Annotated in this window: 16 protein-coding genes; 8 read left to right on the top strand and 8 right to left on the bottom strand. The window is 72.3% G+C overall.

Features of this window, described 5'->3' with window-relative positions; translation table 11 throughout:
• The first annotated feature begins 111 nt into the window (after window positions 1–111).
• Complete coding sequence (locus OHS18_RS14785) at window positions 112–1,974, top strand: Xaa-Pro dipeptidyl-peptidase (protein ID WP_328617442.1); 1,863 nt, start codon at window positions 112–114, stop codon at window positions 1,972–1,974.
• Between the two features lie 67 nt (window positions 1,975–2,041).
• Here the strand turns inward: OHS18_RS14785 and OHS18_RS14780 are convergent, their stop codons facing one another.
• Genes OHS18_RS14780 through OHS18_RS14770 form a run of 3 tightly spaced genes read right to left on the bottom strand, consistent with a single transcriptional unit; the run spans window position 2,042 to window position 4,130 of the window.
• On the bottom strand, window positions 2,042–3,235 hold the full coding sequence (locus OHS18_RS14780) for a cation:proton antiporter (protein ID WP_247053943.1): 1,194 nt from the start codon (window positions 3,233–3,235) through the stop codon (window positions 2,042–2,044).
• A gap of 7 nt (window positions 3,236–3,242) precedes the next feature.
• A complete protein-coding gene (locus tag OHS18_RS14775; protein WP_328452387.1) occupies window positions 3,243–3,725 on the bottom strand; it encodes a cation:proton antiporter regulatory subunit in 483 nt (160 codons plus the stop codon).
• Window positions 3,726–3,761: 36 nt separating this feature from the next.
• Window positions 3,762–4,130 (bottom strand): DUF4267 domain-containing protein, encoded by a 369-nt coding sequence (locus tag OHS18_RS14770; RefSeq protein WP_328452389.1) that lies wholly within the window; start codon window positions 4,128–4,130, stop codon window positions 3,762–3,764.
• Between the two features lie 92 nt (window positions 4,131–4,222).
• Here OHS18_RS14770 and OHS18_RS14765 point away from each other — a divergent pair, with 92 nt between their 5' ends.
• The 7 genes from OHS18_RS14765 to OHS18_RS14735 all read left to right on the top strand — a co-directional run bounded on the left by OHS18_RS14765 (window position 4,223) and on the right by OHS18_RS14735 (window position 14,943).
• Window positions 4,223–4,789, top strand: a complete 567-nt coding sequence (locus OHS18_RS14765) for a TetR/AcrR family transcriptional regulator (RefSeq protein WP_328452391.1) — start codon at window positions 4,223–4,225, stop codon at window positions 4,787–4,789.
• A 406-nt stretch (window positions 4,790–5,195) separates the two neighbouring features.
• Window positions 5,196–5,900: a (d)CMP kinase gene (gene cmk, locus OHS18_RS14760; protein ID WP_328458873.1), complete on the top strand. Its 705-nt coding sequence runs from the start codon at window positions 5,196–5,198 to the stop codon at window positions 5,898–5,900.
• Between the two features lie 167 nt (window positions 5,901–6,067).
• Window positions 6,068–6,628 carry a lysophospholipid acyltransferase family protein gene (locus OHS18_RS14755; protein ID WP_442875415.1) on the top strand — a complete coding sequence of 187 codons (561 nt, stop codon included), beginning with the start codon at window positions 6,068–6,070 and terminating at the stop codon, window positions 6,626–6,628.
• A 16-nt stretch (window positions 6,629–6,644) separates the two neighbouring features.
• Window positions 6,645–8,153 (top strand): ribosome biogenesis GTPase Der, encoded by a 1,509-nt coding sequence (gene der, locus OHS18_RS14750; RefSeq protein ID WP_328617441.1) that lies wholly within the window; start codon window positions 6,645–6,647, stop codon window positions 8,151–8,153.
• Window positions 8,154–8,493: 340 nt separating this feature from the next.
• Window positions 8,494–12,432: a Pls/PosA family non-ribosomal peptide synthetase gene (locus OHS18_RS14745; RefSeq protein ID WP_328452393.1), complete on the top strand. Its 3,939-nt coding sequence runs from the start codon at window positions 8,494–8,496 to the stop codon at window positions 12,430–12,432.
• An 87-nt stretch (window positions 12,433–12,519) separates the two neighbouring features.
• Window positions 12,520–13,935: a M1 family metallopeptidase gene (locus OHS18_RS14740; protein WP_328617440.1), complete on the top strand. Its 1,416-nt coding sequence runs from the start codon at window positions 12,520–12,522 to the stop codon at window positions 13,933–13,935.
• A 117-nt stretch (window positions 13,936–14,052) separates the two neighbouring features.
• Complete coding sequence (locus OHS18_RS14735) at window positions 14,053–14,943, top strand: peptidylprolyl isomerase (protein ID WP_328452395.1); 891 nt, start codon at window positions 14,053–14,055, stop codon at window positions 14,941–14,943.
• A 141-nt stretch (window positions 14,944–15,084) separates the two neighbouring features.
• Here the strand turns inward: OHS18_RS14735 and OHS18_RS14730 are convergent, their stop codons facing one another.
• The 5 genes from OHS18_RS14730 to OHS18_RS14710 form a co-directional block, all read right to left on the bottom strand.
• Window positions 15,085–16,830 (bottom strand): FAD-dependent monooxygenase, encoded by a 1,746-nt coding sequence (locus OHS18_RS14730; RefSeq protein ID WP_328617439.1) that lies wholly within the window; start codon window positions 16,828–16,830, stop codon window positions 15,085–15,087.
• A complete protein-coding gene (locus OHS18_RS14725) occupies window positions 16,827–18,623 on the bottom strand; it encodes a maleylacetate reductase and hydroxyquinol 1,2-dioxygenase domain-containing protein (protein ID WP_328617438.1) in 1,797 nt (598 codons plus the stop codon). The genes OHS18_RS14730 and OHS18_RS14725 overlap by 4 nt, the downstream gene beginning before the upstream one ends.
• Before the next feature lie 73 nt (window positions 18,624–18,696).
• Window positions 18,697–19,569 (bottom strand): AraC family transcriptional regulator, encoded by an 873-nt coding sequence (locus tag OHS18_RS14720; RefSeq protein ID WP_328617437.1) that lies wholly within the window; start codon window positions 19,567–19,569, stop codon window positions 18,697–18,699.
• Between the two features lie 285 nt (window positions 19,570–19,854).
• Entirely contained in the window at window positions 19,855–20,649 is a 795-nt protein-coding gene (locus OHS18_RS14715) for a siderophore-interacting protein (RefSeq protein WP_328617436.1), read from the bottom strand.
• Complete coding sequence (locus OHS18_RS14710; protein WP_328617435.1) at window positions 20,649–21,539, bottom strand: PDR/VanB family oxidoreductase; 891 nt, start codon at window positions 21,537–21,539, stop codon at window positions 20,649–20,651. The genes OHS18_RS14715 and OHS18_RS14710 overlap by 1 nt, the downstream gene beginning before the upstream one ends.
• Window position 21,540 lies beyond the last annotated feature (1 nt).

The raw sequence follows: 21,540 nt of genomic DNA, 5'->3' as shown, positions 1-21,540 counted from the left end.
GCGAGCAGCACCACCTGGGCGCACCCGGCGGTCAGTGCGGTGCGGCCGGCCGCTCTACCCCCGACTTTCCGCCGTGGCGGGAACGATCTCCGGCTCGCTAGCGTGACGCGCATGCGATCCGGTCTGGTGTGCGGAATCCTCGCGGTGGTCCTGTTCGGCGCGCTCACCCCGGCGGTGGCCGCGGCGCCCCGGGCGAGCGAACCGGTCTACGACTACTCGAAGGCGATCCGCGAGACCGTCTGGGTCGACATCGGCCACGACGGTGACGGCGACGGCAAGCCCGACCGGGTCGCCGCCGACGTCGTGCGGCCGGCCGAACCCGCGGCGGCGGGCACCAAGGTGCCGGTGATCATGGACGCCAGCCCGTACTACTCGTGCTGCGGGCGCGGCAACGAGAGCGAGCTGAAGAGCTACGACAGCGCCGGGAAGCCGGTGAAGTTCCCGCTGTTCTACGACAACTACTTCGTGCCGCGCGGGTACGCGGTGGCGCTCGTCGACCTGGCCGGGACGAACCGCTCGGCCGGCTGCGCGGACGTCGGCGGCGCTTCGGACGTCGACTCGGCTCGCAAGGTGGTCGACTGGCTGAACGGCCGCGCCACCGGGTACAGCGCGAAGACCGGCGGCAGCGCCGTGACGGCGGGCTGGAGCACCGGGAACGTCGGCATGATCGGCAAGTCCTACGACGGCACGATCGCCAACGGCGTCGCCGCGACCGGGGTCGCCGGGCTGAAGACCATCGTGCCGATCTCGGCGATCAGCTCCTGGTACGACTACTACCGCTCGGACGGCGCGACCTTCGGCTTCAACCCGGCCGGGCTGGCGCAGACCGTCGAGGCGAACAACAGCGGGCAGAACTGCGCGGCGCAGAACCAGGCCCTGACCACGGGCGCGACCGCGAACGGCGACTACGGGCCGTTGTGGGCCGCGCGGGACTACGTCGCCCAGGCGCGCAACGTCCACGCCAGCGTGCTGGTCTCGCACGGCGTCAACGACCTCAACGTCAAGACGATCAACTTCGGGCAGTGGTGGGACGCGCTGGCCGCGAACGGCGTCGAGCGCAAGATCTGGCTCGCCCAGACCGGGCACGTCGACCCGTTCGACTACCGCCGTGCCGACTGGGTCGACCTGCTGCACCGCTGGTTCGACCACTACCTGCTCGGGCTCGACAACGGCGTCCAGAACGGCCCGGTGGCCAGCGTCGAGCGGCAGCCGGACCAGTGGGCCGACCAGTCCGCCTACCCGGCCGCGAACGCCGTCGCGACGGCGTTGCGCCCGCAGGCCGGCGGCAAGCTCGGCACCGCGACGGCGTCGGGCACGGCGTCGTTCACCGACAACCCGAACGTGGGCGAGGACACCTGGGTCACGAACCCGGGCAGCGCGGCGCTGACCTACTCGACCGGCACGCTGACCTCGGCCCTGCAGGTGTCCGGGACGTCTTCGCTGACGGTCACGGCGACCCCGGGCACGGCGTCGGCGCGGCTTTCGGCGCTGCTCGTGGACCTCGGCCCCGCGACGATCCGCAACTTCGCGGGCAGCGGCGAGGGCATCAAGACGGGGACGACGGAGAACTGCTGGGGCTCGTCGACGGCGGGCGACGACGGGTGTTACCGCGTGGCCTCCGCGGACGTGAAGAAGGTGAACTACACGATCCTCAGCCGCGGCTGGGCGGACCTCGCGAACTACGGTTCCCTTACGCAGGAACGGGTCCTGACGCCGGGGACGGCGTACACGATGACGTTCCGCCTGGCGTCGACGGACCACGTCGTGCCGAAGGGCCACGCGCTGGCCCTGATCATCGGCGGCACGGACGGCAGCTTCATCCGCGGCCCGGCCCAGCCCGGCCGGCTCACCCTGGACCTGGCGAAGACGTCGATCTCGGTCCCGCTGGCCGGAGTCCTCCCGGCGGCATCAACCCACCCGACCCCCGATGGCGGCGCGTTCGTACCGTCGGCGGGCCGGGCGGAGCTGGGCTGAAAGCCGTGAAGGCCTCCTTCCCGGCCATATGAGCCGGTAAGGAGGCCTTCACGGCTTTGCGCCGACGCTAGCTCGCTTCGGCGGGAGCGGTGCGGGTGGCCGATTTCCGTTGCAGGGCGCGGGCGATCGGCTCGACGACCCGGGCCGCCGTCGGGCCGAGGATCGCCATCAGCAGGACGTACGCGGTGGCGAGGGCGGCCAGTTCGCCGTCCACCGCGCCCGCCGTCACCGCCAAGCCGGCGATGACGATCGAGAACTCGCCGCGGGCCACCAACGAAGCTCCGGCGCGCGCCCGGCCCATCTTCCCGATGCCCTGGCGGCGCGCGGCCCACCAGCCGGTGGCGACCTTCGTGAGCGTCGTGACCACCGCGAGCACCACGGCCCAGCCGAGCACCGGCGGGATCGACGCCGGGTTCGTGTTGAGGCCGAACACCACGAAGAACACCGCGGCGAACAGGTCCCGCAGCGGCTCGAGCATGTGCGTCGCGTTCTCGGCCGTCGAGCCGGAGATCGCGATGCCGAGCAGGAACGCGCCGACCGCGGCCGACACCTGCATCGCCGACGCGACCCCCGCCACCAGCAGCGCGGCGCCGAGCACCTTGAGCAGGAACACCTCGCGGTCCGGGCTGTCGACCGCGGCCGAGACGTACCGGCCGAACTTCAGCGCGATCACCAGCACCACAGTGATCACCAGCAGCGAGATCCCGACGGCTTCCATGCCGCCCAGCAACGAGACGCCGCCCAGCACCGCGGTGAGGATCGGCAGGTAGAGCGCCATCACCAGGTCTTCGAACACGAGGATCGACAGCACCACCGGCGTCTCGCGGTTGCCGAGCCGGCCGAGGTCGCCGAGGACCTTGGCGACGATCCCGGACGACGAGATGTACGTGACGCCCGCCATCACCATCGCGCCGACCGGGCCCCAGCCCAGCAGCAGCGCCACGGCCGCGCCCGGGGCGGCGTTGAGGACGATGTCGACCAGCCCGGCCGTCCACGAGCGGCGCAGCCCGGTGAACAGCTCGGCCGCGGAGTACTCCAGGCCGAGCAGCAGGAGCAGCAGCACGACGCCGATTTCGCTGGCCAGGTGCGTGAAGCCGCCGATGTCGGTGAGCGGGATCAGCCCGCCGGAGCCGAAGCAGAGGCCGCCGAGCAGGTAGAGCGGGATGGGGGAGAGGCCGATCTTCCCGGCCAGGCGCCCGAGCACGCCCAGCACGAAGAAGACCGCCCCCAGTTCGATCAGGGACAGCGCGGTGTGGTCCATCGTGCGCTCAGCCGTACTTCAGGATCTTGACGGCGGCCTCGAGGCCCTCGCCGGTGCCCACCGCCACCAGCAGGTCGCCCCCGGTGAGGGTGAAGTCCGGCGTCGGCGAGGGGTGCACCTGGCCGGCGCGCGCCACCGCGACCACCGAAACCCCGGTGCGGGTGCGCATCGCCGTGTCGCCGAGCGTGCGGCCGTCGAACGGGCCGGACTGCTTGATCGGCAGCTGCCGGGTGCTGATCCCGGGCAGGTCCCGGTGCTCCTCGGTCAGCTGCGCGACCAGCTGGGGCGCGCCGAGCAGGTTGGCCAGCGCGCCGGCTTCGTCGGCGGTCAGCGGGATCGAAGCGACGCACGTATCGGGATCGTCGGACTTGGAGACGATCAGCTCGATGTGACCGTCCCGCTGGGTGACGACGCCGAGGCGGCGGCCGGTACGGGTGGCGAAGTCCTTGCGGACCCCGATGCCGGGCAGGGGAGTTACTTCGACGTTCACCCAACCACCGTAACCCACGTGTCCGATTCGCGACTTTCAGCCGAGAAGCAGCAGGCCCGCCGCGATGACCATCACGAGCGCGGTCAGGCCGTGGACGCTGTACGCGATGACCTTCTTCCCGCCGTGGCGCAGAACGATCAGCATGTCGAGGACGGGCCAGACGGCCGCGGCGAGGATGGCCCAGCCGAGCGCGTGCGGGTCGCCGTAGATCATCAGGGCCAGCGGGATCAGCCCGGCCCCGATGTCCCGGCCGCCCTTGACGTTGAGGAAGCTTTCGGCGTTTTCGGGGACCTCGGTGAAACCGAAGCCGGCGGCGATCTTGGCCGGCGCGAAGAGGTAGTTGAGGCCGACGTAGATGATGCCGAGCGAGACGATCGCGACGAGGACGTAACCGGCGACGAGCATGGTGTTTCCCTCCAGTTTTCTAGCGTTGCTAGCGATACTAGCAACGCTAACTTAGCGGCGCTAGATTGTCTAGCGGTGCTAGTATCAGCGGCATGACCCAGCGACAGCGCCGAGTGCGCGACCGGACCGAGCGCGGGCAGCGGATCGTCTCCGCGGCCCGGGAGCTGGCCGAGGCGGAGGGCTGGGACGCCGTCACCACACGGCGGCTCGCGGCGCTGATCGAGTACAGCCAGCCGGTGCTCTACAGCCACTTCCCGGGCGGCAAGGACGCGATCATGGCGGCGGCCGCGCTGGAGGGCTTCGCCGAGCTGGCCGCAGTGCTGGCTTCTGCTCGCGAAGGCGGTGTCGCCGGGGTCGCGGGCGCGTACGTCGCCTTCGCCGACGCCAAGCCCGCGCTCTACGACGCGATGTTCACGCTGGCGTCGGACCTGCCCTTCGCGCGGGACGACACGCCACCCGTGCTCCAGGAGGCCTTCGCGGGTCTGTTCGCGGTGGTCGAGCCGGTGGCCGGCGGCCAGCAGCCGGGCACGCTGACCGAGGTGTTCTGGGGCGCGCTCCACGGGCTCGTCACGCTGGACCGCGGCCACCGGCTTTCCCCGGAGAACCACGCGGAGCGGCTGGCCGTGGTGGTCGCCCGCTTCGGCGCGCCCGGCACCTGACGCCGTATGCCGTGAAGGGCACCTTCAGGGACTTATAAGCCATGAGGGTGCCCCTCACGGCATTGCGCCCGGCGGTGGCGTCCGGTCGGCTCGCGTACCCGGACAGTCGACTCGCGTACCCGGAGGGTCGACTCGCGTGTTTGGGGGTCGACCCGCGTACCTGGACGGTCGGCTCGTGTACCTGGAGGGTCGGCTCGTGTGTCTGGAGGGTCGACACGGTCGAGGTCGCCCGCTTCGCGGCGGGTCCGCCTCGGCTCCGATGCCGTGAGGGTGCCCCTCACGGCGTTGCGCTCCGGGGCGAAGGCGTCCCGACTGATCCCGTTCGCACCCCGCCCGGCAGAATGGGGTACGGCCCGAACGAGACGAGAACGCGAGGAGAGTGCCGGTGACGGGAGCCCTACGAGGTGTGGTCGCGCTGGACGGCCCGTCGGGGACCGGGAAGACCACCGTCGCGCGCAAGCTCGCCCAGCGCCTCGGCGCCGGCTACCTCGACACCGGCGCGATGTACCGGATGGTCACCCTCGCCGTGCTGCGCGCGGACGTCGATCCGGCCGACGCCCAGGCCGTCGCGAAGCTCGCCGACAACGCCGACTTCGCCATCGGGACCAGCCCCGACCGGCCCGAGATCCGCCTCGCCGGCGAGGACGTTGCCGCCGACATCCGCGGGCCCGAGGTCACCAGGGCCGTCTCGCCCGTCTCGGCCGTGCCGCACGTGCGCGAACTGCTCGTCGCGCGGCAGCGGCGGATCATCGACGAGGTGCTCGACACCGTCGGCGGGATCGTCGTCGAAGGCCGGGACATCGGCACCGTCGTCGCGCCGGACTCGCCGCTCAAGGTCTACCTGACCGCGTCGGCCGACGTCCGCGCGTCGCGGCGCAGCACCCAGGACTCCGCGGCCGGGCGCAAGTCGTCGGTCGCCGACGCCCTGGCGAGCGTCGAGCGCCGCGACCACCTCGACTCGACCCGCGTGACGTCGCCGCTGCGCGCGGCCGAGGACGCCGTCCCGGTCGACACGTCCGAGCTGTCCATCGACCAGGTGATCGTCGCGCTCAGCGAGCTCGCCAGCCACCGCGGCCTGCTGGTGGGGTGCAACGCCGAGGTAGCTCGATGAAAGCTGGGTCCTCTGGGGCCGAGCCCCAGACCCCGGCCGGGGGGCAAGTCCCCCTGGACCCCCCGGAAAAATCGGCGGCCGGACTGCCCGAGGGCTCCGTCGGCTGGCTCCACGACGCCGGGCGGCTCTTCGGCCGGTACCATCTGCGGGCGGTCTTCCGGATCCGGGTGCACGGGCGCGAGCGGATGCCCGCGTCCGGGCCGGTGCTGGTGGTCGCCAACCACAGCTCGTTCATCGAGCCGCAGCTGATCTTCGGAATGCTGCCGCGGCGTTCGGCGTTCCTGGTCAAGGCCGAGCTGTTCGCCGGGATCGTCGGGAAGTTCTTCCTGGCGATCGGGCAGATCCCGCTCAAGCGCGGGGCGATCGACCGCAAACCGCTGATGACGGCGGTCGGCGTGCTCAAGGACGGCGGCGTCGTCGGGATCTTTCCCGAGGGCACCCGCGGCGCCGGGGACGTCGGCGCGGCCGAGCGCGGCGCGGCGTGGCTGGTCCGGGCGTCGGACGCGGTCGTGCTGCCAGTGGCGACCCGCGGGACGCTGCGGCCCGCGAACGGCAAGCGGCGCTGGCGCCCGCGCGTGGACATCCTCGTGGGGGAGCCGTTCACACCGAAGGTCGGACCCGGGAAGACCGGGCTCGACCAGGGCACCGAGGAGCTGCGCGGCGAGCTCGCGGCGCTCGTGAAGACTTTGGACGATTGGCGTACCGAAAACGGTTTCGGTACGCCATAAGGGAAATTGGGTAGTGATGGCTGAGTTCGATTCCGCCTCTGCGGGAGAAATCACATCGGCGGCGTTGGACAGCGTCGGCGAAGTCGACGGCACCTGGTCGGACGAGACCGAGTTCGCCAGGATCGACGCGCAGATCGAGGCGGCGGAAGCGGCCGAGGAGGCCGCGCTCGCGCAGCCGGTGCTCGCCGTCGTCGGGCGGCCGAACGTGGGCAAGTCCACGCTGGTCAACCGCATCATCGGCCGCCGCGAAGCCGTGGTGCAGGACGTGCCGGGCGTCACCCGCGACCGCGTCGCCTACGACGCCTACTGGGGCGGGCGCAAGTTCACCCTGGTCGACACGGGCGGCTGGGAGCCGGACGCGACCGGGCTGCAGGCCTCCGTCGCCGCGCAGGCCGAGCTGGCCATGCAGACCGCCGACGCGATCCTGCTGGTGATCGACGCCTCGGTCGGCGCCACGGCCACCGACGAAGCCGCGTCCAAGGTGCTGCGCCGCTCGAAGAAGCCGGTGCTGCTCGTGGCGAACAAGGTCGACGACGACCGGCTGCTCGCGGACACCGCGTCGCTGTGGTCGCTCGGCCTCGGCGAGCCGCACCCGGTCAGCGCGCTGCACGGCCGCAGCTCCGGCGACCTGCTCGACGCCATCCTCAAGACCCTGCCCGAAGCACCGCGCGAAGGCATCGCGGCGACGTCGGGCCCGCGGCGCGTCGCGCTGGTCGGGAAGCCGAACGTCGGCAAGTCGAGCCTGCTGAACAAGCTCTCGGGCGAGGAGCGCTCGGTCGTCGACTCGGTGGCCGGCACCACGGTCGACCCGGTCGACTCGCTGGTCGAGCTGGACGGCGAGACCTGGCGGTTCATCGACACCGCGGGCCTGCGCAAGCGCGTCAACTTCGCCGCGGGCGCCGAGTACTACGCCTCGCTGCGCACCAAGACGGCGATCGACGCGGCCGAGGTCGCGGTCGTGCTGCTGGACGCCGCCGAGCCCATCTCGGAGCAGGACCTGCGGGTGCTGAGCATGGTCGTCGAGGCCGGGCGCGCGTGCGTGCTGGTGTTCAACAAGTGGGACCTGGTCGACGAGGACCGCCGGCACGCCATGGTCCGCGAGCTGGACCGCGGCCTGGTCCGCGTCCCGTGGGCCGAGAAGGTCAACGTCTCGGCGCTGACCGGACGGTCGGTGCGCAAGATCGCTCCGGCGTTGCGGACGGCGCTGGCGTCGTGGGACAAGCGGGTGCCGACCGGTCAGCTCAACGCGTGGCTGTCCGACCTGATCGCGGCCACCCCGCCGCCGGTCCGCAGCGGCAAGCAGCCGAAGGTGCTGTTCGCGACGCAGGCCGGCATCCGGCCGCCGACGCTGGTGCTGTTCACCACCGGCTTCCTCGAGGCGGGCTACCGCCGGTTCATCGAGCGGAAGTTCCGCGAGCAGTTCGGCTTCGAAGGCAGCCCCGTTCGGGTGAATGTGCGCATCCGCGAAAAGAAGGCGCGGCCGAAGGCCGGCGGAAAAGCGGCCAGGCCCGCCAAATCCCGGTGATTTCCTGACCCGTTCCGGCGAACACGCGTGCCTGGACGGACGACACGCGTACCTGGATGGACGACACGGCGCCCGGACGAATCTTCGGCCGGGCGCCGTCTCGACCGGTTGATCGCGTGTGTGACCTGCGCGTCACCGGGGTTCGTCCGGGGCGTGAGGTCCGACACTCCGCCGTGACCCGGGAGATATCTTTCCTTGATCCGCGAGTATGGTTGAGGGTCGTTGCGGGCGCCTCATTCCGGAGTGCAAGCCCGATAGAGGCTCGCGGAAGGTGAGTGATGGGCTTGCGCGCCCATAGTTCGTTGCTGCACGTCTTCGTCACGCTCGGGGTGTCCGGGCGATGACCGTCACGGTAGAACCGGCTGAATCCGCTTCGGAAATGACCGCGCCGCTGCCCTGCGTCGCCGAGGTGACCCACGCGCCGTCGACGTCCCCCGTCGCCGACCGTGCTCTCTTCTGGTCCGGGCTCGGCGCGAGCGAGCGCACGCTGCTCGACGTCCTCGCCGCCACGGCCGAGCGCCACCCCAACGCCGCCGCGATCGACGACGGCACCACCACCCTGACCTACCGCCGGCTCCTCGAAGAGATCGACGTCTACGGCCGCCGCCTGCGCGGGTACGGCGTCGGCGTCGGGGACCGCGTCGGCATCCGGATCTCCTCCGGCACCGCCGAGCTGTACGTCGCGATCCTCGCCACCCTGTCCGTCGGCGCCGCCTACGTGCCGGTCGACGCGGACGACCCGGACGAGCGCGCCGAGCTCGTCTTCGAAGAGGCCCAGGTCGCGGCGGTCGCCACCGACGGCAAGATCAACGTCCACAGCACACCTGGTGGCCGCGAGGGTGTCCCCGGCCCGGCCGACGACGCCTGGATCATCTTCACCTCCGGCTCCACCGGCAAGCCCAAGGGCGTCGCGGTCACGCACGCCTCCGCCGCCGCGTTCGTCGACGCCGAGGCCGAGCTCTTCCTCACCGAGGAGCCGATCGGCCCGGGCGACCGCGTGCTGGCCGGGTTGAGCGTCGCCTTCGACGCCTCCTGCGAAGAGATGTGGCTGGCCTGGCGCCACGGCGCCTGCCTGGTGCCGGCGCCGCGCGCGCTGGTCCGCACCGGCGTCGACCTCGGCCCGTGGCTGGTCGCGCAGAGCATCACCGTGGTCTCCACCGTGCCGACGCTGGCCGCGCTGTGGCCCGCCGACGCGCTCGAAGACGTCCGCCTGCTCATCTTCGGCGGCGAAGCGTGCCCGCCGGAGCTGGCCGAGCGCGTCGCCGTCGAAGGCCGCGAGGTCTGGAACACCTACGGTCCCACCGAAGCCACCGTCGTCGCCTGCGCCGCGCAGCTGACCGGCGAAGGCCCGGTCCGGATCGGCCTGCCCCTTTCGGGCTGGCAGCTGGCCGTGGTCAACGACGAGGGGCAGCCGGTCGCCATGGGCGAGACCGGCGAGCTCGTCATCGGCGGCGTCGGCCTGGCCCGCTACCTCGACGCGGAGAAGGACGCCGAGAAGTTCGCGGCCCTGCCGTCGCTGGGCTGGCAGCGCGCCTACCGCTCGGGTGACATGGTCCGCGCCGAAGCCGACGGCCTGCTGTTCCTCGGCCGGCTCGACGAGCAGGTCAAGCTCGGCGGCCGCCGCATCGAGCTGGGCGAGGTCGACGCCGCGCTGCAGGCCCTGCCGGGCGTGCAGGGCGCGGCCGCCGCGATCCGCCGCACCAAGGCGGGCAACCAGGTTCTCGTCGGGTACGTCGTCCCGGCGCCGGGCGTGACTTTCCGGCACGACGAGGCCGCGACCCGGCTGCGCGAGCACCTGCCCGCCGCGCTGGTGCCGCTGCTCGCCGTCGTCGAAGACCTGCCCACCCGCACTTCCGGCAAGGTCGACCGCAACGCCCTCCCGTGGCCACTGTCCACAGTGGACGCGGCCGGGCTGTCCCCGACCCAGGCGTGGCTCGCCGAGGGCTGGGCCGAGATCCTCGGGGTGTCGGTCGACGACCCGAAGGCCGACTTCTTCACCCACGGCGGCGGCAGCCTGACCGCCGCCCAGGTCGTCGCGCGGATCCGCACCCGGCACCCGCAGGTGTCGGTCGCCGACATCTACTCCTACCCGAAGCTGGGCGCGCTGGCCGCGATGCTGGACGCGCTGAGCGGCCAGGCCACCGAACGCCGGGACATCGCGCCGACCAAGCGCCGTGCCGGGGTGATCCAGACGCTGCTGATGGTCCCGCTGATGGGGCTGGTCGGCCTGCGCTGGGCGACCCTCGCCGCCGCGCTGTCGAACGTCCTGTCCCTGCTCGGGCTCGCCTGGGCGCCGACGCTGAACTGGGCGTGGCTCGTGCTGGCCTGGGCCGTGCTGTTCAGCCCGGCCGGGCGGATCGCGATCGCCGCGGGCGGCGCCCGCGTGCTGCTGTCCGGCGTGCGGCCCGGTACCTACCCGCGTGGGGGCAGCGTCCACCTGCGCCTGTGGACGGCCGAGAAGCTCGCCGAGTTCTCCGGCGCGGACAGCGTCGCCGGCGCGTCCTGGATGACGACCTACGCCAAGGCTCTCGGCGCGCGCATCGCCAAGGACGTCGACCTGCACTCGCCGCCGCCGGTCACCGGCTTCCTCAAACTGGGCCGCGGCGCCGCCGTCGAGCCCGAGGTCGACCTGTCCGGCCACTGGGTCGACGGCGACCGCGTGCACATCGGCAAGGTCCGCATCGGCGCGGAGGCCCGGATCGGCGCGCGCAGCACGCTGTTCTCCGGCGTCCGCATCGGCAAGGGCGCGGAGATCGCGGCCGGGTCGACCGTCCGCGGCGCGGTGAAGGCCGGCCAGCACTGGGCCGGTTCGCCCGCCGCCCCCGTCGGCAAGGACGGCAAGGACGCGAAGGACGCGCTGAAGTGGCCGTCGAGCCGCCCGCCGCGGTCGCACTTCTGGGCGACCGTGTACGGCGTGACCTCGGTGATCCTCGGCTTCCTGCCGGGCCTCGCCGCGCTCCCGGGCGTGGCGGTGCTGGGTTACGCGATCGCCGGCGCGCCGACGCTGCCGGCCGCGTTCACCCAGGCGCTGCTCTTCGTGCCGGTCGCGACCGCCGCGTACTTCCTGACCTACATGCTGTTCGTGCTCGTCGGCGTCCGGTCCCTGAGCATCGGCATGGTCGAGGGTTACCACCCGGTCCACGGCCGCGTCGCGTGGCAGGTCTGGGCCACCGAGCGGCTGATGAGCATGGCCCGCGAAGGCCTGTTCCCGTTGTACGCCAGCCTGTTCACGCCGGTGTGGCTGCGGCTGCTCGGCGCGAAGGTGGGGCGCAACGTCGAGGCGTCGACGGTGCTCGCGCTGCCGAAGATGACCCAGGTCGACAGCGGCGCGTTCCTGGCCGACGACACCATGGTGGCCACCTACGAGCTCGGCCACGGCTGGCTGCACGTCGCCCCGGCCCGGATCGGCAAGCAGGCCTTCCTCGGCAACTCGGGGATGACCGCGCCCGGCCGTTCGGTACCCAAGCGCGGGCTCGTCGGCGTCCTGTCCTCGACGCCGCTGCGGGCGAAGAAGGGCTCGTCGTACCTCGGCATGCCGCCGCTGCCGGTCCGCCGCGCGATCGGCGACGCCGACACGAGCCGCACCTACACCCCGGCGCTGCACCTCAAAGCGGCGCGGGCGCTGGTCGAACTGTGCCGGATCATCCCGGTCATGTGCGGGGTCGCGCTGAGCGTCACGGTCGCGTTCGGCCTGCTGTGGGCGGCCTCGACCTTCGGCTTCGGCGTCGCCGTGCTGCTCGCCGGGCCCGCCCTGCTGGCCGCCGGGATCGTCGCGGCGCTGACCGCGACCGTGATGAAGTGGCTGCTGGTCGGGAAGTTCCGCGAAGTCGACCACCCGCTGTGGAGCTCGTTCGTCTGGCGCAACGAGCTCGCCGACACCTTCGTCGAGACGCTGGCCGTGCCGTGGCTGATCGGGTCCCTCGGCGGCACCCCGCTGCTGGCGGCCTGGCTGCGCACGATGGGCGTCAAGATCGGCCGCGGTGTGTGGCTGGAGACGTACTGGCTGCCCGAGGCCGACCTCGTCGAGCTGGGCGACGGCGCGACGATCAACCGCGGCTGCGTGGTGCAGACGCACCTGTTCCACGACCGGATCATGAGCATGTCGCGGGTGACCCTCGACGAGGGCGCGACGCTCGGCCCGCACGGCATCGTGCTGCCGGGCGCGAGCATCGGCGCGCGCACCACGGTCGGCCCCGGGTCCCTGGTGACCCGCGGCGACGAGGTGCCGCCCGACTCCCGCTGGCTCGGCAACCCGATCTCCGCGTGGACGGGTAAGTAGAAGGTCACGAAGTACCCACCTGGCTCGCCCGACTCACCCGTCCGTGCGAGCCTGGTCCGGGTACGCACGAAGAAAGGTCCGCAACGGGTGATTTCGAAGGCCTCCGCTCCCGCACCCGGCGCGGACACCTCAGGCGACTCGTACCTCCCGGCGCACGGCAACGGCGGTTACCGGGTCCGGCACTACGACCTGACCCTGGACTACAAGGTCACGCCGAACCGGCTGTCGGCTTCGGCGGTGATCACGGCCGAGGCGACGCAGGCGCTTTCCCGCGTCAGCCTCGACTTCGGCGAGTTCCGGATCAACCGCGTGCTGGTCGACGGCAAGCCCGCGAAGTACCTCAAGCGCGTGCGGAAGCTGCACGTCAAGCCGCAGAAGGCGATCGCCGCCGGCAGCGGTTTCACCGTCGAGGTGTTCTACGTCGGCAACCCGCGTCCGGTGGGGAGCCGCTGGGGTGACGTCGGCTGGGACGAGCTGACCGACGGCGCGCTCGTGGCGAGCCAGCCGGTCGGCGCGCCGTCGTGGTTCCCCTGCAACGACCACCCGTCGGACAAAGCCGCCTACCGGGTCACCGTCACGACGTCGTCGCCCTACCTGGTCGCGGTCACCGGCGAGCTCGTCGACCGCTACACCTCGGCCAGCACGACGAAGTGGGTCTTCGAACGGCACGAGCCGACGGCGACCTACCTGATGAGCGTGCAGATCGGCCGCTACGACGACGTCGACCTGAGCGGCGGGGGCTGGTTCTCGCGCATGGGCGCGGTCGCGCGCCGGCTGAGCGTCGACATCGGGCGCGCGAGCGGGCAGGTGGAAGCGGTCCACGAGACCGTGCCGCAAAGCGCCGCCGTGCCGCCGCGGCTGCGCCGGCCGTTCGAGCACGACTTCGGCCGGCAGGGCCGGATGATGGAGGTCCTGCAGCGGCTGTTCGGCCCGTACCCGTTCGGCGAGTACCAGATCGTCGTGACCGACGACGACCTCGACGACCCGATCGAAGCGCAGGGCATGTCGATCTTCGGCGCCAACCACGTCGACGGCCGCCGCACGTACGAGCGGCTCGTAGTGCACGAACTGGCGCACCAGTGGTTCGGCAACAGCCTGACGGTGGCCGACTGGCGCCACATCTGGCTGAACGAGGGCTTCGCGACCTACGCCGAGTGGCTGTGGTCGGAGGAGTCGGGCGGCGAGCCGGCGCAGACCCTGGCGCGCACCTGGCACACCCGGATGAAGGCCAAGCCGGCCGACGTCCGCGTCGCCGACCCCGGCGTGGCCCGGATGTTCGACGAGCGCGTCTACAAGCGCGGCGCGCTGACGCTGCACGCATTGCGGGCGGAGATCGGGGATCCGGCGTTCTTCGCGCTGCTGAAGGCGTGGACGACCGGACACCGGCACGGACTGGTCACGACGGACGGGTTCGTCGCGCTGGCGGAGGAGCACGCGGGCCGCTCACTGGGGACGTTCTTCACCCGCTGGCTGGACACCCCGGCGCTACCGCCGCTGCCCTAGCCGTCGATGCGGTCGAACGTCCCCGCGGGCGCGACCGGCTGGAGGAGTTCCTCGGCCGTTCTCACCCGGACGGGTGGTCTTCCCGGCAGAATGGGGCTCTCGACGAGGGGAGCGCTGATGAGCGAGCCGGGGCCGCCTTACGGGTATCCGCAGTGGCAGCCGCCGCGGCCGCCGAAGAAGACGTCGCCGGCGGCCGTCGTGCTGATCACCGGCTCGGTGGTCGTGGTCGTGGTGATGGTGCTCGCCTTCCTGGCTTGGGGAGAACCCGGGTTCCTCCGGAAGCCGGAGGGCAACGCGGACGGCGTGTGGTTCACGACGGCGCCGTCCTCCTCGCAGCCGCCCGCGAGGATCGCGTCGCCGAGCGCCTCGGTGCCGGCGGCGGGCGGCCGGGTCCCGCTGCCGAAGCGGCCGAGGCCGCTCGCCGACCCGATCACGTGCGCGTTCACCCCCGCCCCCGGCACCCCCGCGCCCAAGAAGGCCACGCTGCCGCCGGACGGCCCGGCGCCGTCGTCGGGCACCATCCCGGTGCGGCTCGCGACCAGCGCCGGCGCCATCGGGCTGACGCTGGACCGCGCGCTGGCGCCGTGCACCGTGGTCAACTTCCTGAGCCTGGCCGAGCAAGGGTTCTACGACGGCACGTCGTGCCATCGGCTTTCGGTGGCGGACGGGCTGCGGATGCTGCAGTGCGGCGACCCGATCGGCGACGGCACCGGCGGCCCCGGCTACACGATCAAGGACGAGACGTTCCCCGAACTGACGTACGGCCGCGGCATCCTCGCAATGGCGAAGACGTCCGAACCCGACACGGGCGGCTCCCAGTTCTTCCTGGTGTACGGGGACACCCGGATCCCGCCGGAGTACACGGTGTTCGGCAGCATCGACGACGCCGGCCTGGCGGTGCTCGACCAGGTGGCCACCGCCGGCGTCGACCCGGCCAAGCCCGGCATGGGCGACGGCAGCGGCCCGCCGAAGATCCCGGTCACCTTCACCGGCATCACGACCCCGTAACCGGCGTACCCAGAGGGTCGGCTCGCGTACCCAGGGAGTCGGCTCGCGTACCCAGGGAGTCGGCTCGCGTACCCAAGGAGTCGGCTCACGAACCGACCCTCCAGATACGCGAGCCGACCCTCCAGGTACGCGAGATTCCCGTTACGGGCGGTCGAGCAGGTCTCGGAGGGCGGCCAGCAGGGTGGGGACCGCCGTGGGGGACGACGTGTGGCTGCGCCAGGCGATGTAGCCGTCCGGGCGGACCAGCAGGCAGCCGTCCTCGGCGATGCCGCTGAGGCGGGACCAGTCGCCGTAGGCGTCGCGGGTCTCCGGGTCGCCGACGCGCACCGTCCGCAGGTCGAGGCCCAGTTCCGCGCCCACCTTGGCCGCGGCGTCGCCCCAGGCGGCGCCGGTCAGGCCGGTCAGCACCGTCCAGCGGCCACCGCCGACGAGGTCCAAAGTGGACACCCGGCGGCCGTGCGCGCCGACCAGCCACGCGTGCGGCAGCTTCGCGCCCGGCTCGGTGCTGGGCCGGTGGAACAGCTCGGGATCGCGCTCGGAATCCGTCGGCGCGACGCCGTCGGGCAGCACCGCGCCGGAGACGTAGCGCTGGTCCATCTCGACGCCGTGCGCGTTGAACTCGTAGTGCTTCAGCTCGATCGCCTTCGCCAGCTCACGCCGTTTCGACGCGCCCTCGGGCGTCGGCGCGAGGCAGGTTTCGAGGCCCGCGGTGATGCCGTCGGAATCCGTGTCGCCGGCGATGCCGAGCGCGGCGAAGATCGGCCCGAACTGGTCACGGCTGAGGTTCGCCCGGTCGACGATCTGCTTGCCGACCGGCGCGCGCTCGGCGGTGTAGCTGTCCAACAGGCCTTCACCCGCTTCGCCGCGCACGACCATCGCGAGCTTCCACGCCAGGTTGTAGGAGTCCTGGACGGACGTGTTCGACCCGAGCCCGTTGGACGGCGGGTGCCGGTGCACGGCGTCCCCGGCGCAGAACACCCGGCCGTTGCGGTACTCCGTCGCGTAGTTGTGGTTGACCGTCCACAGGGACGTCGAGGTGATCTCGACGTCGAGGTCCGGGTCGCCGACGAGGTCGCGCACCAGCCGCGTCGCCTCTTCGACGTCGACCTCGGGCGGCGCCTGCTCGATGTCGTAACCCCAGGTCAGCAGCCACTGGTTCCACGGCCGCACCATCCGGACCAGGCCCATCCCGATCCCGCCGAGGTGCGCGCCCGGCCGCATCACCCAGTAGAGGACGCTCGGCCGGTGCGCGACGTACGGCGCGAGGTCCGCGGTGAACGTGATGTTCATGCTGCCCGCCTTGCCGGTCTGCCCGGCGATCGGCAGGCCGGCCAGCTCGGCGACGCGGCTGCGCGCGCCGTCGGCCCCGATCAGGTACTTGGCGCGCAACGAGAACTCGTCACCGCGCACGCGGTCGAGGAACCGCGCGGTGACGCCGTCCTCGTCCTGGGTGAAGTCGAGGAACTCGGTGTCCAGCCGCAGTTTCGCGCCGCGCGCGGCGGCTTCGCTCGCCAGGATCGGCTCGAGGTAGGTCTGCGGCAGGTCGATCATGTGGCACGGGCTCGCGGCGGTGTACTCCGACGCCGACCCGGCGCCGGTGCCCCAGCTGGCGATCCGGCCGATCTCCGGCCCGGTCAGCGACGTGCAGAGCACGGTGTCGCCCATCAGGTCCGGCGGGGTGCCGACGGCCAGCGCCTTGTCCTCGACGCCGAGGTCGCGGAAGACCTCCATGGTCCGCTGGTTGGTGATGTGCGCGCGGGGCGTGTTGGCCATCCAGCCGTACTTGGTGGCGAGCACCGTGGGGACGCCGTAGGTGGCGAGCAGCAACGCCGCCGAACCCCCGGCGGGGCCGCTGCCGATCACTATGACGTCGGTGTCGTAGCTCATCTCGTGCTCCCGGGCTGGATGCGGAAAGTGAAGTCGAGCCGGCGCCACTGCCCCGGCTCGCGGCCGTCCGGGGCGGGCCCGGACTGCTCGGTGAAGTCGACGATCAGGCCGTCCTTGACGCCGAACACGGTGTCGGAGTCCAGGTATTCGCCGCCGAGGACGAACAGCTGCGTGATGAGCGTCCGGTAGCCGGGTTTGGCGATCATGAAGTGCACGTGCGGCGCCCGGTAGGGGTGGCGGCCGGCGACGTCGAGCATCTGCCCGACCGGCCCGTCGGCGGGGATCGGGTACGCGCTCGGCACGATGGTCCAGAACCGCAGCCGGCCGTCGGCGTCGGTGCGGAAGCGCGCCCGCAGCACCGGGCCGTCGAGGTCGGGGAGCTGGACGTCGTAGAAACCGTCCTCATTGGACTGCCAGACGTCGACGACCGCCTCGGGAACCGGGGCGCCGTGGGTGTCGGTGATCCGGACGTCCGTCCACAGTGGAATTCCGGGCAAGCCGGCCGCGAGGTCGGCGCCTTGCGGCGTCTCCGGCGGGCCTTCGACGTAGAACGGACCCAGCACGGCCGACGGTGTGGTGTCAGGTGTGCGCGAGTTGGTCAGGACGTCGACCACGCTGGACACGCCGAGCGTGTCCGACAGCAGGATGAACTCCTGGCGGGTGTCGCTCGAAATCTGGCCGGTGCGGGTCAGGAACCCGATCGCGTACTCCCACTCGTCCTGGGTGAGGTCGGTGCGGATCGCGTAGCCGTGCAGCGTCTCGACGAGGTCGGTGAGCAGCTCGCGGACGCGGTCCGGCGCGTCCGCGAAGCTCTCGACGACCTGTTTCGTGAGCGCCGTGAGCACCGGGGCAGCCGTCGTGCGGGTGCCGTTCAGGGCCTGGCGCAGCAGGTCTTCCTCGGGCTCGCCGGCGATGTCGGGCTCGGTGAGCCCGAGTTCGGCCAGCGAGTGCGGGATCGGCAGGGAGGCGGTCAGCTCGAAGATCTCGTTCGCGTCTTCGAGACCCAGGTGCGCCATGACGTGCGGGAGCAGGACGGCGTGGGTTTCGGCGTGCGGCAGCCCGAACTTGCCGCCGAGGTGGTGGCACAGCTTGTGGTGCAGGCCCATCGAGACGCTGTCGAGGCACGAACCCGCCAGCCACGCGCCGCGCAGGGCGTCGGTCCGCGCGTCCACATCGGACGGGTCGGCCACGATCCGCGGCAGCGCGTCCTTGAGCAGCCTCGTCGCTTCCGCGGCGAGCAGGTCGGTCATCGGATTGGCGTCCGGGGCGTAGCGCGCCTCGACGGCGTGGGCGAGCGCGTTGATCCCGCTGGCGGCCGAGGTGGCCACGGGCAGCGAGAGCGTCAGGCCGACGTCGTAGAGCACCACCTCGGGGCGCACCTTCGGGGACCGCTGCGTGGTCTTGCGGCCGTCGGCCGTCTCACCGAGCACCGAAGTCAGCTCCGAGCCCGCGTACGTCGTGGGCACGATCAGCTGCGGCAGGTCGGTGCGCAGGGCGATCGCCTTGGCCAGCCCGGTGGCCGAGCCGCCACCGACCGCGACGACGCCGTCGACGCCGTGGTCGGCGACGACCTTCAGCGCGCGCTCGGTGACGTCGACCGGGGTGTGCATGGCCGCGTCCTCGAAGCGCGCGGCCAGCCGGGGGCCGAGGGCGGCCGCGGCCCGGTCGCCGTAGCGCGGGCCGGCGACGAGCAGGACACGCCCGAGTCCCAGCCGGTCGGCCTCCGCGCCGACGTCGTCGAGGGAGCCGAAGACCACCCGGACGGGGTTCGCGGCGTAGCTGAACGAGGTCATGCGAGGGAGTATCCGGCCCGGTCGGGGCCCGGTCCTGCACGTTCGTGCTGCGTCAAGGCACGAAACGCGCGTCTCAGCCCGCCCGGCGCAGGGCGCCCGGCGTGGTGCCGAGCTGGGCGCGCAGCACGCGCGTCAGGTGCTCCTGGTGCGAGAAGCCGCAGCGGACGGCGATCTCGGCGATCGGGTCGGTGCCGGTGCGCAGCAGCAGCCCGGCCTGCTCGACGCGCAGCCGCAGCAGGAACCGGTGCGGCGGCAGGCCGGTGCGGGCCTTGAACTGCCGGGAGAACTGGCTGACGCTCAGCCCGGCGAGCGCGGCCAGGTCGGCCAGCGGCACCGGCTCGGCCAGCCGGTCCGCCATCCGGTCGCGCACCCGCGCGAACTGGTGGTCCGACAGCCCGCGGGCCGGCTCGAGGACCCGGGCGCGGCCGGCGTGGTGGTGGCGGACGAGCTGCGCGGCGACGAGCGCGCCGAGCTGGTCGGCGTAGGTGCGCGCGCCCGGCTCCCAGTCGCGGACGACGCCGTCGAGGCTCAGCACGAGCTGTTCGAGCAGGGGATCGCTGCCGAACTCCTCGGCGAGCCGCACGGGCGCGTCCCCGCCGGCTGCTTCCTGCACGGCGTCGTCGGCGACGTAGACGTGCACGGTGTCGAGCTCCCCGCCCAGCTCGACGGACAGGTCCACGTGCGACGGCTGCAGGAACAGCCCGCCGGCGGGCATCCGCCGGCTCCGCTCGCGCGGGGTCCCGACGCCGCGCCGGACCGTCACGGGCCCGTCGAGGTGCAGGATCAGCTGGTGGCTGCGGGCCGGTCCGAATGCCGCGCGGTACGGGCGTTCCCGCTGCTTGGAGAGGTAGACGCGATCCCAGCCGAGGCCTTCGCTGGTGCGTTCCGGGCGGACCCAGGGCAGCGCGAGGATGCCGTTGGTGTCCGCCAGCCCGAGTTCGCCCACGCCTGCCTCCTCGACGTCGAGGCCGACCCCGATCGTACCCGCGCGAAGGGTCGGCCCACGTCCTCAAACAGTCGCCTCGCGTACCCAGGCGGTCGGCCCGCGTACCCAGGCAGTCGGTTCGCGTACTCAGAGGGTCGGCTCGCGTACTCAGGCGGTCGGCTCACGAACCGACCCTCCAGGTACGCGAACCGACCCTCCAGGTACGCGAACCGACTCTGCAGGTACGTGGGCCGACCCTCCAGGTACGTGAGTCGACCGTCCGGGTACGTGAGTCGACCGTCCGGGTCAGCCCGGGCTGGCGCGGCCGTGGCGCCAGTAGCCGAGGAACGCGATGTCGGACTTCGGCCAGCCGCGGTCACGCACCAGGTGGCGGCGCACGCCGGTGGCGAGCGCGGCCTCCCCGGCGACCCAGGCGTAGGCGCGTCCGGGCGGCAGGTCGGCGTCCCGGACCGCCTGTAGCGCGAGCGTGCCCGGGCGGCCGGACTGCTGCCGGGGCAGCCAGTGCACCCGGACCCCGGGCGGGGCCTCGACCTCCCGGATGTCCGACTTCGCCGGCACCTCCAGGAACACCTCCGCCACCAGGTCGGCGGGAGCGCCTTCGAGGATCGCCAGGACCGCGGGCAGCGCGCTCTCGTCGCCGGCGAGCAGCTGCCACGACACGCCGGGCGGCGGCAGGTAGCTCACGCCGAGGTCGAAGACCCCGGCCGGGTCGCCGGGGCGGGCGCGACGGGCCCACTCGGCGGCCGGGGCGTCGCCGTCGTGCAGGGCGAACTCGATGTCGATCTCGCCGGGGCGGGACCGCCGGATCGTGTAGTTGCGGACCCACGGGCGGCGGCTCTTCGGCATCAGCAGCACCTCGGCCATCCAGCCCTCGTGATCCAGGGTCGGCATCCGCAGCCCGTCCTGCCCGGCGCGGGGGAAGAACAGCCGGACGGCCTGGTCGTCGCCCGCCGGCTCGAACTCCGTCAGTTCCGGGCCGCCCAGGGTGACGGTTCGGAACGCCGGGCTCGGCGCCGTGTTCGCCCGGACTTCGAGCGTGATCATCTTCCGCGTCTTCGCGCGGCGGACCTTCGGGATCATCAGATGTCCAGCACGAGCCGGGGCGAGACCGCGCGGGAGACGCACGCGTACATCCGGCCGGGCGGCGCGCCGATGTCGTCGCGGTGCTCGGGTTCGCCGTCGACGACCGCCAGCTCGCAGCTGCCGCAGACGCCTTCGCGGCAGCCGGATGGCACCGGGCGCCCGGCGTGGGTCAGCGCGTCGAGCAGGGACTCGTCCGGCGGCACCTGGATCGTCCCGCCGGAGCGGGCGCACACCACCTCGAACGCCGTGTCGGGCCCGAACACGCGGCGCGTGGGCCGGAAGCGTTCGGTGTGCACCCGCGGGAACACCGCCTCGGCCGCGGCGAGCATCGACGCCGGGCCGCAGCAGTAGACCTCTGCGCGCGGATCCAGCGCCGCGAAGTCCGGCCGGCCGAGTTCGGCCGTGGGGAACAGCCGGACGCGGCCGCCGTACTCGGCAAGGAGTTCCGAAGCGAACGGCATGGTCGTGAGCGACCGGCCCGCGTACACCAGCGTCGCCGTGGCGCCGGACGTGACGGCCGCCCGCAGCATCGGCACCATCGGCGTGATCCCGATCCCGCCGGCCAGGAACAGGTACTCCGGCGCCGGCACGAGCGGGAAGTGGTTGCGCGGCAACGAGACTTCGAGCGTCCGGCCGGGGCGCAGGTACAGGTGGACGTACTCCGAGCCACCGCGGCTGAGCGGGTCGTGGCGGACTGCGATCCGGTAGCTCGTGAGGTCGGCGGGGTCGCCGCACAGCGAGTACTGCCGGGTCAGCCAGTTCGGCAGCGCGAGATCGATGTGCGCGCCCGGCTCCCACGGTTCGAGGGGGCCTTCGTCTCCGTGCAGGACCAGGGAAACGACGTCGTCGGCGACCCGCTCGACGCGGTCGAGGATCGTCTTCTGCATG

It is taken from the genome of Amycolatopsis sp. NBC_00355, from assembly GCF_036104975.1.
Taxonomy (GTDB): Bacteria; Actinomycetota; Actinomycetes; order Mycobacteriales; family Pseudonocardiaceae; genus Amycolatopsis.
Note: the sequence above shows the minus strand (reverse complement) of the source record. Positions and strands in the feature narration are given on the sequence as shown.